The organism is Heliomicrobium undosum (assembly GCF_009877425.1).
GTDB lineage: Bacteria > Bacillota > Desulfitobacteriia > Heliobacteriales > Heliobacteriaceae > Heliomicrobium > Heliomicrobium undosum.
The window spans coordinates 13714-27182 of record NZ_WXEY01000016.1; the positions used below are offsets into that span (position 1 = coordinate 13714).

At 53.3% G+C, this 13469-nt stretch carries 14 protein-coding genes and 1 CRISPR repeat array; of the genes, 5 read left to right on the plus strand and 9 right to left on the minus strand.

Annotation, left to right across the window (positions count from 1 at the left end):
• Nucleotides 1-388 precede the first annotated feature (388 nt).
• The gene (locus GTO91_RS12845) at nucleotides 389-973 is read left to right on the plus strand and encodes an NAD(P)H-dependent oxidoreductase (RefSeq protein WP_161259132.1); all 585 of its coding nucleotides are present in this window, start codon (nucleotides 389-391) and stop codon (nucleotides 971-973) included.
• 123 nt (nucleotides 974-1096) lie between these two features.
• Here GTO91_RS12845 and GTO91_RS12850 read toward each other — a convergent pair whose 3' ends face one another.
• Entirely contained in the window at nucleotides 1097-1471 is a 375-nt protein-coding gene (locus tag GTO91_RS12850; protein ID WP_407929527.1) for a nitroreductase family protein, read from the minus strand.
• On the opposite strand from GTO91_RS12850, the gene GTO91_RS12855 reads away from it, so the two are divergent.
• Nucleotides 1355-1867, plus strand: a complete 513-nt coding sequence (locus GTO91_RS12855) for a winged helix-turn-helix transcriptional regulator (RefSeq protein ID WP_407929526.1) — start codon at nucleotides 1355-1357, stop codon at nucleotides 1865-1867. The two genes, GTO91_RS12850 and GTO91_RS12855, sit on opposite strands and share 117 nt — an antisense overlap.
• A 137-nt stretch (nucleotides 1868-2004) precedes the next feature.
• On the opposite strand, the gene GTO91_RS12860 is transcribed toward GTO91_RS12855, so the two are convergent.
• Entirely contained in the window at nucleotides 2005-2511 is a 507-nt protein-coding gene (locus GTO91_RS12860) for a ferritin (RefSeq protein ID WP_161259133.1), read from the minus strand.
• 149 nt (nucleotides 2512-2660) lie between these two features.
• Between GTO91_RS12860 and GTO91_RS12865 the strand changes: the two genes are divergently transcribed.
• Complete coding sequence (locus GTO91_RS12865) at nucleotides 2661-3107, plus strand: cytochrome b5-like heme/steroid binding domain-containing protein (RefSeq protein WP_235919585.1); 447 nt, start codon at nucleotides 2661-2663, stop codon at nucleotides 3105-3107.
• A 10-nt stretch (nucleotides 3108-3117) separates the two neighbouring features.
• Here GTO91_RS12865 and GTO91_RS12870 read toward each other — a convergent pair whose 3' ends face one another.
• From GTO91_RS12870 to GTO91_RS12880, 3 genes are all read right to left on the minus strand, one after another.
• Complete coding sequence (locus tag GTO91_RS12870; protein WP_235919586.1) at nucleotides 3118-4329, minus strand: cation:proton antiporter; 1212 nt, start codon at nucleotides 4327-4329, stop codon at nucleotides 3118-3120.
• A 279-nt stretch (nucleotides 4330-4608) separates the two neighbouring features.
• Nucleotides 4609-5841 carry an MFS transporter gene (locus tag GTO91_RS12875; protein ID WP_161259134.1) on the minus strand — a complete coding sequence of 411 codons (1233 nt, stop codon included), beginning with the start codon at nucleotides 5839-5841 and terminating at the stop codon, nucleotides 4609-4611.
• Nucleotides 5842-7095, minus strand: coding sequence for a glycosyltransferase (locus GTO91_RS12880; RefSeq protein ID WP_161259135.1), 1254 nt, complete (start codon nucleotides 7093-7095; stop codon nucleotides 5842-5844).
• Between the two features lie 168 nt (nucleotides 7096-7263).
• On the opposite strand from GTO91_RS12880, the gene GTO91_RS12885 reads away from it, so the two are divergent.
• Nucleotides 7264-7833: a TetR/AcrR family transcriptional regulator gene (locus GTO91_RS12885; RefSeq protein ID WP_161259136.1), complete on the plus strand. Its 570-nt coding sequence runs from the start codon at nucleotides 7264-7266 to the stop codon at nucleotides 7831-7833.
• 108 nt (nucleotides 7834-7941) lie between these two features.
• Here the strand turns inward: GTO91_RS12885 and GTO91_RS12890 are convergent, their stop codons facing one another.
• Nucleotides 7942-8214: a hypothetical protein gene (locus tag GTO91_RS12890; RefSeq protein WP_161259137.1), complete on the minus strand. Its 273-nt coding sequence runs from the start codon at nucleotides 8212-8214 to the stop codon at nucleotides 7942-7944.
• Nucleotides 8215-8458: 244 nt separating this feature from the next.
• Here GTO91_RS12890 and GTO91_RS12895 point away from each other — a divergent pair, with 244 nt between their 5' ends.
• A complete protein-coding gene (locus tag GTO91_RS12895; RefSeq protein ID WP_161259138.1) occupies nucleotides 8459-9544 on the plus strand; it encodes an SMP-30/gluconolactonase/LRE family protein in 1086 nt (361 codons plus the stop codon).
• A gap of 141 nt (nucleotides 9545-9685) precedes the next feature.
• Here GTO91_RS12895 and GTO91_RS12900 read toward each other — a convergent pair whose 3' ends face one another.
• From GTO91_RS12900 to GTO91_RS12905, 3 genes are all read right to left on the minus strand, one after another.
• Nucleotides 9686-11677, minus strand: a complete 1992-nt coding sequence (locus GTO91_RS12900) for an HsdM family class I SAM-dependent methyltransferase (protein WP_207709028.1) — start codon at nucleotides 11675-11677, stop codon at nucleotides 9686-9688.
• Nucleotides 11678-11918: 241 nt separating this feature from the next.
• Nucleotides 11919-12397: direct repeats of the CRISPR family, unit length 37 nt; unit sequence GTTTCAATTCCCTACGGGAATTAACCTTTCCTGTAAC.
• Between the two features lie 345 nt (nucleotides 12398-12742).
• A complete protein-coding gene (locus GTO91_RS18450) occupies nucleotides 12743-12871 on the minus strand; it encodes a hypothetical protein (RefSeq protein ID WP_268894875.1) in 129 nt (42 codons plus the stop codon).
• Nucleotides 12872-12999: 128 nt separating this feature from the next.
• The gene (locus GTO91_RS12905) at nucleotides 13000-13461 is read right to left on the minus strand and encodes a hypothetical protein (RefSeq protein WP_161259139.1); all 462 of its coding nucleotides are present in this window, start codon (nucleotides 13459-13461) and stop codon (nucleotides 13000-13002) included.
• Between the last annotated feature and the right edge of the window lie 8 nt (nucleotides 13462-13469).

Sequence of the window (13469 nt, forward strand, 5' to 3'; positions counted from 1 at the left end):
ATAAACGTTCCTTGCTTCATTCCCGTGCTATATCAAAAGTTTAAATGAAAACGACAAATGTCTTTCAATACACTGCAGGATGTCGCCGACTATATTTTCATGTTATGAAAAATGCTTCTTTTCGTTCTCGCATTTTGACATAGCAGAGTCTTTGTTACGGTTTGATTGTACGAAAAAAAGGAACAAGCAATTTTTACATTATTCTCGTTAGGGGGAATGTCGTTTGTTGTCGGTATATTGTAAAATCTATCTTATTCATTAAAAGAGTCTCTCAGTTAAATGGATATCCTGAAACATTACTGGAAAAGATAAAAGGCGACGATTTAAGGACGGCCTAACAGAACACTGCAAAGTGCCCCTTTTCAGCAACGCATAAGGGAGGACTACGATGAAACATCTCATCCTCTTTGCCCACCCCAACCCCAAAAGCTTCAACACGGCGATTTTGAAGACGACCGTGAAGGTGCTCGAAGGCAAAGGCCACCAGGTTACCGTGCGAAATCTCTATGAGATGCATTTTGACCCCGTACTGAAGGGTACTGATTTCGAGGTGTTCCATTCCGGCAAGAAACCACCCGATGTGGAGCAGGAGCACGATCTCATCGCTGCGGCCGATGGTATCACCATGATCTATCCGATCTGGTGGTCCGGGATGCCGGCCCTCTTGAAGGGCTACATCGATCGGGTCTTCTCCTACGGCTTCGCCTACCGGTATAATGACGAGGGCGTACCGGTGGGGATGCTGTCCGGCAAAAAGGGATTGATCATCAACACGCTGGGGAGCACGACGGAATATTATGATTCGATCGGCATGACCGAGGCGGTAAAAAAGACAACCGACACAAGCATCTTCGGTTTTTGCGGAATGGAACCAGTGGGGCATCTCTTCTTTGGCGCTGTGCCAGCGGTCGATGACGCAACGCGGCAGGGCATGCAGAAGACATTGACGGAGAAATTAGACGGGTTGTTCTAGACCACAACGGTTGCCGGAATGTGAAAAAGCAGTCCGCAGGTTTCCCTGCGGGCTGCTTTTTCTTTTCGAGTTATTTTGTTTTACTTAATATTCGGCTGGCCGAAACTTGGTCTGCCCGGGTTTCTACTTAAATTCCTCGTAGCAAACCAAGTCCTCTATCGGTTTGCGCGCCTTATCGTGGCGCTCAGGGGATGGCCCTTCCTCCGCCGCATAGCCGAAGGCGAGGATATTGACGGCTTCATATTCGTCTGGTATTTGAAACTCCTCCCGCAACACAGCCGGATTGAAGTAGCAAATCCAAACCGTATTCACACCCAGTTCCGTCGCCTGCAGCATCATATGGTCGGTGACAATGCTCGCATCAATATCCAAGATGTTCTTTTGATCAAAGGGACGCACCCATACCTTGCGATGATCGCCACAGACGACGACGGCCAGCGGCGCGCCGTAGATGTTGGCCGCTTTTTTGAGTTTTTCCAGTCCTTCCGCCTCTTGAATGACGAGCAGTTTGAAGGGCTGCCTGTTGGCGCCGGTGGGGGCGATCCTCGCCGGATGATACAGTTCAAAAACAACGTTTTCAACTGCACCATGGAATTGGCCATCGAGTTGATCGGCGGCCGTTATAAGGCGCTGATCTTATGGCATCTTTTAGACAGGACGTTGCGCTTCAACGAACTGCGGCGGTTGATCCCCCATGCCACGCAAAAAATGCTGACCCAGCAGTTGCGCAGCCTGGAGGAAGACGGCTTGATCATACGAAAGGTCTACGCCGAGGTTCCTCCGAAGGTAGAGTATTCCCTATCCCAGTCCGGCAAAAACCTGAAGCCGGTATTAGAAGCCATGTGCCAATTTGGGAGGACCTATGTTGAGGAGCAGGGGCTGAAGTCCAATTGATCTCTCATTGGGCTACGACATGACGAAGGAATTGACCCTGTTTATTAAAGAAGTGATCGACTGACGGAAAGAAAAAACGATGCCGGGGAGACCGTTGGGTTCCCGGCATCGTTTTTTCTTCGCCATGGGTCGAGCGTTTACTTCGGCGGCTGTGCTTGCCGTTTTCCGGCAAGCTCCCGGTCAATCATGAAGATTCCTCCAGGTGATCCTTCGACGAGTTTTAGCTTGCCGATGATATCTTCTGATTGCGCCACTTCGTCAACCTGCTCTACTAGAAAGTTCTGGAGGATGGCCTGGCCCTGGACATCCCGTTGCTGCAAAGCCACGTCATAGGCTTGCTGGTAGGTGCTTGTCACATAACGCTCATGTTCCAGCACTGCTTGCCATGCTTGCAAAGGGGTTCCAAAGTCGACCGGTTGTTGCGGAAGCGCTGGGATGATCGGCACCCCGCCTCTGTCCAAAAGATGTCGGATCAGTAGATTGGCATGCGCCAATTCTTCATTGTGCTGCGCCATTACCCAGGTGGAAAAGCCCTTCAGCTTCAGGCGATCAAAATAATTCGCGATCGCCAGATATAGAAAGGCCGAATTCAAGTCTACCTGGATCTGTCGATTAAAGATTTGTTGCATCGTCGGACTTATCATGAAGTCCCCTCCTTCCGCCGGGATATCTTATGCATGACAGGACATCCGGTTAACGGACGACGTTGATTTTCCAGCCGCCGGCACAAAAAAACGGCGACCTGAATACCCTTCAACGAAGCGAAATGCAAGGGTTGAGGGGTTGAGATCGCATGTATCAACCGAGCGATATGCATCTGGAATGTTGTCAAAGCATCTGGAAATTACACTACTACACCAGCCTGATGTGCCATGAACCCTGCCCCTATCGCAGACGCCTCTTGCTGCGACAGATCCAGGGCGTGACGCAAGGCCTTGCTGCTTTGGTCAGCGCAGTCTGTTCGAACCGAGTCCCATCTGCCACGCCCCATCCCGACAATCAGATCCATCAGACGGTAATCCCCAAGCGGGAGTTGGGCAGGTATGACGGAAGAAACGGCGCTCCTGCCTATGTGGCGGTCAATACCATCGTCTACGATGTCACGAACGATCCGGCGTGGGCGGCAGGAAGCCATTTCGGACTCACGGCGGGCCGAGACCTGTCCGGGCAGTACAGCGCATGTCACGGAGGTCAGCCAATCTTGGAAAAGCTGCCCGTGGCGGGGCGTTTGGGCGGCTGACATCGCCTTCTTAAGCGCTTTCGCTCTCCTCCCCCTTCTCCATGGTGACCCCCAGTTTCCGCACCAACCCGCCTACCGTCAGCCCCTGCACGACCAGCGAAAACAGCACGACCCCAAAAGTCATGACCAATACCTCCTGCCGTCCCGCGTACCCGACCGGCAAAGTCAGCGCCAGGGCAATCGAAAGGGAGCCTTTCAAGCCGCCCCAATTCAGCAGGTGCAGCCACCGCGCCGGCACCTGCGCCACGCCGCCGACCAGATAGACTGCCACAGCCCGGGCGATCAGCACCACCAGAACCGCCCCCACAATCCAGGGCAGCACCAGGATCTCTCGCGTCACCTCCAGGCCAACCAGAATGAAGACCATGGCATTGGCGATCAACGTGACCGTATCCAAAAAGACAGCGACGCTGTCTTTCGTCTTCTGGCTCATCCCCACCTGGGCGCCGTAATTGCCGACGATCAGCCCGGCCACGACAACGGCGATCACCCCGGACACATGAAAAGCCTCGGCGCCAAAATAGGCCCCGTAAAAGGCGGTCAGCACAAAGGCATTCTCCAAGGGGTAATCGTCATAGAATCGCGTCAGCGTCGACAGGACCAGACCGACGAGCGCCCCCACCGCGATCCCGCCGGCGATGACTTTGACGAACATCCCGGCGACACCTAGCACCCCGGCGCCGGCCATGGCCGAAAGACCGAGCGTCAGATTGAACAAGACGATGGCCACTCCGTCATTGAAGAGACTCTCGCCTTCCATGATGACGGACAACCGCTTGTCGACGCCCAGGCTCTTGAAGATCGAAAGCACTGACACGGGATCGGTCGCGCTCATCAGCGCCCCGAACAACAGGGCCAACTCCAGGGGCAACCCCAATCCGTAATACCCCAACAGGCCCACCACGCCGTAGGTCACCAGCGTCCCAACGCCCGCCAGCGCCAGAATCGGCCGCTTATGTTCCTGCAACTCCCGAAAGTTTAACTTAAAGGCCGCCTCGCCGATCAGCACCGGCAGGAAGATCGAAACGACGATGGTGACGAAGACCTGATCTTCCGTAAAAAAGTGCTTCAACTCGGGAAAGAACCCAAAGTCGGCCAGTCCAATGCCTAGCCCGACCAGCACCAGCGCGATCGGGTAGGGCTTTTTCGTTTTGTAAGCAAAGGCCGTCGAGAGAATGGCCACGGCGAACAGTAGGAAGGCCAATTCTGTTGTGTGGATCAAGGGGGGCGTCCTCCTTCGCTTTATGAGCCGCTCATTGCAACCGCATCGTCATTCTATTCTTTCAATTTGTTCTATCTTTTTTTCGCTATCTCCTTTTTCTGCCATAGATTCCTACCGGGTTTTCCCTTCCCACGCCCTAGCCGAGTGTGAACAACTGAAGGCGATCATGCAACCGGCCCGACCGTCTGCCCGGCACACTCGACCTGAGCCCCACTCTTTTCGAAATTCTTCTCTCGTGACGAAAAAATCATCCCCAGTTTCTGGGGATGATCTGCTGCTTCAGGCAACGGTGACCTCTTGCAAAATGACCTTATCATATTTTCTTGTTGTGAAGTAACATAATAACCCCACCAGCAGCATCAGTATCCCGGCGCAAACCATCCAATTGTTGACGCCGATGATCTCCGACACTGGCCCCGCGATAAACATGCCGATCGGCGCGGCAAAACTCATTACGCTGGTGACGAGCGATATTACTTTCCCCAGGTTTTCCTGCGGTATCGTTTTCTGAATGTAGGCGGTAAAGGGGATATGAGAACACATCCCCGTTGTGCCCATGATAAAAACGATGATACAAAACAGCCAAAATGCGCCTGCCGGAACCAAGCCGCCGATCAAGGCACACAGGCCCAAGGCAAAAACGCCGAGGGAGATCATGAGAAACTGCCGCTGTAACCCTCCTGTCACGGTGATGACCAATGCGGCGATGAACATTCCGCTCGAAAAAAGCATTTGAACGATTCCATTGTGCCAAGCCGTACCATGAAAATACACGTTCACCATGAGGGGCAACAGCGTTCCCAAGGGCACAAAGACAATCGTGGAAAGCAGGATGGGGAGCGCTACACCCATCAGCGCTGGATTTGCCTTGAGCGCATCGATGCCCTGTTTCAACTCTACGAAGACGTTCCGCTTGTCACGGGCGGACAGGCTCGGTTTCGGAACGTTGATGGAGGAAAGGGTGAGCAGGGCCAAAGCGGCGCCGAAGACATCGACAAGCATCACGTACTGCAGGGTTGACATGGTCATCAAAAATGCGCCCATCATCGGCCCGGCCATCGAAGCGGCGGATGTGACCATCTGTCCCCACCCGCCTGCCTTTGTCAGTTCGCTCTCGGGAACCAGTAGCGGGATGGCCGCTTGCATGGCGGGTTTATGAAAGGTTTCCCCGACAGCGCGGATGAACAAAATGGCGTACATGAACAGCATCGACGGAACACCGAAAATGAAGGATGCGCCGAGGAGCAGACTGGAAAGTGCTACCGCGCTGTCCGCGGCGATCATGATCGTCTTGCGATCGTACCGGTCAATCCAGACGCCTGCAAAGGGGCCGATCACCGCCTGCGGCAACAAGCCGACGACGCTGGCGATGGTCAGCGCCAGGGCGGAGCCCGTTTGCACCGTGATCCACCAAAGGATCGAAAACTGCACCGCCTGGGAACTTACAATCGAAATCGCCTGACCGGCATACATGGTGAAAAAAGACTTTTTCCACGCGCTCGCCCTATCCACTTAGGCCTTCCTTTCCAGACAATCAACGATCACTTTCGCACAATCGCGCGCCCCGTTTTCTGTCCCCATATGGGTTGCCAGCGCCTTTGCGCTTGCAATGACGTGATCGTTGTGGACAAAACGAATGGCCTCGGCCAGGTTGTCGGCGGTCAGTTTTTTGACGGGAATCGGCTTGGCGCCTACACCCAGATCATGGGCGCGATGAGCCCAGGCAAACTGATCGTTGGCAAAGGGAACAATGATGCTCGGCGCACCGGCTCTGAATCCGGCTGCTGTTGTTCCGGCGCCGCCGTGATGACAGACGGCCGACACCTGTTCAAACAACCAGGAATGGGGGATGCTGTCCACCGCGAATATATGGTCCGGCAGATGCGGCAATTCGCCCATGCCGCATAGGATGCCGCGCCTGCCGCTTTTCGCGAGCGCTTCAATCACCAGCGTGGACATGGTGTCTTTCTCATCCATATCAAAGACACTGCCGAAGCCGATATACACCGGCTTTTCTCCGGCCTGCAAAAAACGCGTCAATGCCTCGGAAGGCTGATAGTCTGTGGGCTCCTCGACAAACCAATAGCCGCTTTGGTGAATGTGTGAATTCCAGTCGCTGGGTCGGGGGAAGACAAAGTTGCTGCAGGAGATCACCGCAGGATGCCGCCTGTCGGTGTGCCGTTCAAAAGGACAGCCAAATTGATGGGGTATAGCGCCAAACTGTTCTTTCCAAAAGCCTTTGACCGCGTCCTTCGAGGCTAACCACAGCATTCCTTGCAGCATCGAATAGCTGAAGGCGTTGATGATCCGGTTCGACTTCATCCGTCCATACATAACGACAGAGGTCTGCTCCCCTGTTTTGTGCATCGGGAAGGGCGAAGCGAGGACAGCAGGGATGCCTAACTTTTCAGCGGCAAAGTAACCCATCGTCACTCCGGGGTGATAGACGATGCATTCGCTTCCCTCACAGGCGGAATAGAATTCCTGGGCCATATAGATCCCATACTTTTTCATCTTGTTAAAGGCGAGCAGCATCTTCAGCGGATTGTCCGCCCCTTGGGCTTGCTTCAGCATGGCCTTGTCGACGTTGAGCGATTCAAAATCCGCCTGGATGGGATAAAAATCGATGCCGTAACTGCGTATGAAGCTTTCAAAACTCCGAATCCCTGTGATGCGCACATCTTTTCCCAGTTTTTTCAGTTCCAAGGCCAGCGCAATATAGGGTTGAAAATCACCGCGAGAGCCGGAACAAAGAATCGTAATCATTTTTCCACGCTCCTCTTGTATTGACCAACAACGTGTTGTACATTGATAGTCTAGCGGTGTTGCCCTGAAGCATCAACCAACAATGCCATGGCAAGTGTCGGATGTTCAGAGGACGAGAGATGAATCGACATAAAGAACGGCTTCAAGACATGTTCAGGAGTTGAAAAAATGAACAAACAACCGGAAGCGACGGCGCAGACCCGGCAAAACCTCATCGATGCCTTTTGGTCCCTCTACGGCGAAAAGAGAATTGAGAAAATCACCGTTAAAGAAATCACCGCGAGAGCCGGCTATAACCGGGGAACCTTTTACGAGTATTTCCAAGACGTCTATGATGTGCTGGCGCAAATTGAACAGTCCCTGATCCCGTCGATGGATGAATTGCCGCCCATCACCATGCAGAATCAACAAATGGGCATGCCCCTCGACCTATTCCTGAATCTCTATGAACAAAACAGCAAATACTACGCCGTTCTGCTGGGCGACAAGGGCGACCCGGCTTTTGCCAGCATGCTGAAAAATGCTACAAAGCCTGCCATCAAGCAGGCTTTGGCTGAAACACATGATATTGACCCCATCGAATTGGACTTCATTCTGGAGTATGTGCTTTCCGCCATGATCGGCATCATGAGTTACTGGTATCGGCGGGACAAAGCGCTGCCGGCAGAGGACTTGATTGGGCTCATGCATGACCTGATGGAGAACGGCGTGACGAAGCGGTTGTCAAAGCCACAATAAAATTGCCCCCTATGGCAGCGTCAAATGCTGCCGTAGGGGGCGCGTTTTTTTCTGTCTGTTTGCGGAGGCAGTCTAGGCCTCCTTGGTATGCGCTGTGAAGGAACGACGTTACACGGGTTGTCTTGAAAGGGTGCGGATTTTCACTTCGTGCTCCCCGATAATCGCTGCTATGGACCTTTGGTCTTCCTGCATATCGTCTATCTTGCGATGGAGCGTTTGGAGCATCCCCATGACGTCTTCTTCCTCGTTGCGTTCCAAGCGATCAAAGCGACGATTGACTTCTTGCTTGAGTGACTTTATTTCTTCGCGCATTCCTTGTAGACCGGCCTGAAAATCCCTTAGTTCCCGCAGCATCTGGTTTTGAAACTCGTTGTCGTTCACGCTAAGCCCCTCTCCATGATCTGCTGTTTGGCTTGTCTTTAGTATGTCAGGTTTTGATAAGGGCAAGCATCAAGTTTATGGCGCTTACAGCCACGCAGCCGCCTATACATTGAAGGGCTATCGCAGGGCTTGTTATCTTGCCAACCGACAAAAATGTTGTCTATCGTTCGAATGGTTTAGGGACGACGATCTTTTTCACTTAAGTTACTTGCATAATCTCTGAATTTAGGGGTACATGCCTGCTATGAAAAAAGCCATCGTTGCTGCTGGCGCCGTCTTCATCGCTCTGTCCGTCGGTACTTATGTTTTCGCCAACGGCACTATGATCCAGGATCGCTTTATCACCGAGAATCTACCGAATCAGCAGATCGATTTGCAAAGCAGCGATTTGTCCGAATATCCATCACCAGATGGAACGAAGCGCGTTGTGCTTCAAATATCGCAGGTTGACCCGATATCGGGACATTTGATGTTGGTTCCAGAAATTCGATGGAGTGACGGCGCCAAGCAAAGGCTGGATATCTCTTTTCTTGATATGAATGAGGAACGTGAACGACAGCCGCATGCAATCTGGTTATCGGATGATAAGGTCTTACTCGGCGGCAAGCTTATCTTTGACACTCGCACAAAGGAAACCGTATCGATCACCGACAGATTGTCCGACCTGGAGGGAGCGACGGCCTGGACGTACCGGGTCAATCCCTCGAAAAACAAACTCGCGCTCATTGGCAAATATCCGAACAGCGCGAAGAAAGTGATCCGGGTTATCGATCTGAACACGATGAGCGCTGCCGATGTTTATCAATACAACGAGGCCAAAATGGAACCGCAGGGCGTTGTGCCGGCTCTCGCCTGGGACGAACACGATCGAATTTACTTCGATACGTTCCAAGGGGAAAAACCCGTGGTCTTGCAACTTGAAAAAGGGAATGTCCGCCTTTTCAAAGAAAACGCCGCTACCCCGCAAGGATCTCCGGATGGGAAATATCTCGCTGTCTTTCCCACGTCGAATTACTACAGCAAGAAAGACACAGCTTCGCCAGAAACAAAAATCATCGATCTGCACACCGGGAAGGAAGTCGGTTCCGCGTCTTTCCTCGGAAGAACGATTTGGTCGAAAGACAATGCGTATATCGGCGTTCAGGGCATGAACGAGATGAAAGTCTGGAAGGTGAAGCCCGACGGAACTTTGGATACAAAACTGGAAAAAACCGTTCTGCCGGATAATCTGACTTCAGTGTTTTTTGATGGACATTTCTTGAAGTATAATACGGTGGAGAACACCGGAAAAGATGTGAAAAGGAACGCTGTCAGCATTCCCTTGAATTAAGTCGGGGATTCGCGGAGGAACTCTTCTGTGTGAAACAAATCGGTCAGATTGATTCCTGATAGGCAAAAACGATGCCGGAGAACTTTTGGTTCCTGGCATCGTTTCTTTTATGTAGCGATGAATATCATCAGATTTCGTGTTCTAGGCGATCGTAGTGACCCTCATTTTTTGCTTTTTCGGCTCACCGCTGTATCTTGCTGCTAGCCGATCGAGCCGCTGGTGGCGACGTCTTCGACGAAACTGACCAAGCGGTTGCCGGTGTGTTGCCCCAATTCGACGAGGATAATGTCCGGCAGACCAGCTTGTTGCCGCTCTCGGACGGACGCAGAACCGCCAGATGGGTATAGGGGCAGCAACTCCAGCAGCATCTTCATGATTCGTCACTCCGTAACACTGATTCACCCATTGTTCAATATCCTGTTTCGCGGCCCCCTCGCCGATCCGTTGTTGCAGCGTCAACAACTGGGGCAAGCCGGGCAACGGGAGGGCGTGCAGTTCATAGGCGCTGACGGCCACGCTGCCGCTGATGCAGCGAAAGGCCATATCGACGGCCTTGCAGTTGAGCAGTGCCGACAGAGTCGCCGGTGTGATCTCTACGTCGCGGTCGGGATAGATCATGTTCAGATGGTTTTCGACCACCGCCGCGCCGTAGGCGTCAATAAAGGATTGGGGCATCACCGCCGCCAGCAGCCGGCGGTTTTGTTCTTTTGCCGTCGTCCGGTGGACGAGGACGCATTCGCGCTGGACCTTCAAAAAGGTCTGCCCCGGCTCGACGCGGATAAAGGGCACATGGTTGCGCTTGGTGGCGCTGAAGGAAAAGCCAGCGTCGGTAACTGCTTCGGACCAGACGATGGGATAGGCGTCGTCAAGCCGGTTTTGCAGCAATTGATCCTTGTGGCGGTTCCAGACGAGGGGTCCCGTCGACACGTTGTAGCCCAGGTGGGAGAGCCGCGTCGGCATCGCCTTGAGGTGACGGAAAAAAGCCGCCTGTTCGGGATGGCGCGGGAGAATCCAGGGCGCCTCCCCTTCGATGGTAAAGCGGCCCACCGGTTGGACATGGGCCGTTTGGATGGAACGGGGCGTGATTTCGGAGACCTCCACCTCGGCGCTTTGCTTGGACCGGACAAAGACGGACAAGGCGGTCTCCTGCAAGACATCATCAAAGACGCCCTCCCGGTCGGCCACAAAGTCGATCACGGCCGGACGGGCCTCCCGGAACAAGAGCGCACGCAAGGCCTTGAAATACTGGCCGCCGAGAAAAGACGTAGGGGTGACGTAGGCGACCATGCCCTCCTTTGTGGTGAGACGCAGGGCCAGGTCGGTGAAGAGGCCGTAGAGATTGGCGTGGCCGTAGAGGGAACGGGCGTAGGCTTTTCGCATCGCCCCGTCGAGGCGGACCCGCCCATAGGGCGGGTTGCCGATCACCAGATCGTAGCGCCTTTTGGGAAGCGCGGTGAGCGAATCGACGGTCTTCACAAGATTGGGTGGACGGCAACCGGCCTGGGTGCACAGGGGGAGCAGCACGATATCGAGCATCACCTGGGACATCCAGCCGGCAAAGGGGTCGATCTCCTGCCCCGCCAACCGCTCGGCGATGATGGTCAACTTTTCGCGCGGCTCACCTGCGATGTGTTGCAGCATCCGGGCGGCCACAGGCGCCAGAAAGGCCCCGCCGCCGCAAGCCGGGTCGATGATCGTGCCGCGCGTCCAGTCAAAACCGGTCTGTTCCGTCAGATCGAGCAGACGGTTTACCAGCGACGGCGGCGTATAGTAGGCGCCGAGGGAGGAACGCTGCGCTTCGGGCAGCATGGCTGTATAGACGGTTCCCACCAGATAGCCGCTTTCCAGGGGATCATGGCGCTCGGCGAGATGTTCGCCCATCTGCTGGGCCAGCGTTTGGGCCGACCGTTCCAGGGGCGGCAGGGTGACGGGCACGGGGCGGATCGGCGCGGATGGACCGAGCCTGGAGGCGGTTAGATTCCAGTAGGTGTTGAGCAGGGCAAAGCAAAAAGACCAGGCAACGGAAAGCCGTTCCTGGTCTTTGTACATTTCTGCCAGACCTCGGGCCATTGCCTTGCCGGATGTGAAGTGAGTGATGAGTTGGATGTGAAGGTTCGTGGATTGAGTGTGCAACGTGGGCCTCCATGATGAAAATTAAATTTTTGCCGAGTAGATTGATTTAGTTAGTACGAATAAAACAATGATACTTAATGAAACCCGCATATTTAGTTCTATTCCATGCGGGGATTAGCGTTTCCTGTTACGGGAAGCGAAGTATAACCACGAAAAGCTTATTTGTAATTGTAATTCCCTACGTGAATTATCGACTCCTGTTACAGGGACAGCAGGCACTGCAACAGCGCCAACTGGAATTGTTTCAATTCCCTACGGGAATTAACCTTTCCTGTAACAATTTACGACAGATGGCGGAGCGCCGAAAACCGATAAGTTTCAATTCCCTACGGGAATTAACCTTTCCTGTAACTTAAAGGCCGCAACGTCCTCGCCAACGGCTTCAACTAGTTTCAATTCCCTACGGGAATTAACCTTTCCTGTAACGAAATGCAAAGGTGCCGAAAGTTATCGGGCTCTAGTGTTTCAATTCCCTACGGGAATTAACCTTTCCTGTAACTGAACCATGCGATGTCTCCGGTGATGCGTTCAATGTTTCAATTCCCTACGGGAATTAACCTTTCCTGTAACCGAGGGTGTCACCCCGGAAACTATCAAAACGGAAATGTTTCAATTCCCTACGGGAATTAACCTTTCCTGTAACCAGGCGGCACAGCAAGCCGCGGATTCCCTGGAGGCGCTGGGTTTCAATTCCCTACGGGAATTAAACTTTCCTGTAACCGCGCCCCCTCTCAACCCTTATCCCACAAGCCCTCCCGCCACCTTTTGCGAGCCACTCCAAAAACGCCCCTAACTTCAACACCCTCCCCCCTCTCAATCCCACTCCAACCCCTGATTTCATCGGATCGAGCCACCCCCGCCTTTTCTGCCGAGTAGCCTCACTCGCGTGGAAAAACCCAAAACGCCACCCGCTCGCAATCACCGCAGTCTCACTACAAAACTACCACGTCAACCCCTTCTAGTCCATCCTCAATTACAACACAATATTCCCGATCCCGACCAGATCCAGCTTTCGCCCCAACCGCTCAACATCATTTTCACAGGCTCGGCATTGGCGGTAAAAGATTACACTGTCCTCATCCCGATGGATGCGCCGGAGCAGCTTGGGGTTAGCGGCTCTCCGGCCTCGCGGATCGCTCTGGCCGCCGCCAAGGCCACCAGGGCCATCTCTTGCAGCGACTCATCCAAAAACACCTGTCGCCGCTTCGCCGACCCACGTAATAGATATAGCCGTCATAGACCCTTACTCGAACACCCTTGAACAATAAAAGCGCCCATCTTACTAAATCAAGTAAAATGAGCGCTGGGCAATCTGTTTGGAATTATAACTTGAGCTTAGAAAGTGCAGCCCAACGGGGATCAATGGTGTCTCCTTTCTTGCTCGTTGTGTCAGCGGGCTTGAACGATTTGGCAGCAAACAATTCATCTTCCCGATAGATCCTATTTAACCAAGAAAGGGTGAACGCCAATTGAGCGAACGATAAGCCTTTCAGCTTTGGATGATCAATCCGACCATTGTTGATTCTTAAGACCGACATAACCTTTCGATACTGGCCCTTCATTGAACCGCCACGGGCAAAAGGGCTGGCCGATAATTTTTCAACGGTCTGCACAGCGACCCTCAACGGATCTGTTGCCATAGGATCTCTGGAAAGATCTCGAAAAACATTACTCACTTCCCGGACGACGGTTGCTGTCACCACTTGCCGGTCCCTTCCGCCTTCAAAAGACCAATCAACACAAGATAGTTCCTCCGCGATGGTTATCAGCTTTTCCTTATCCATGGCGCGGC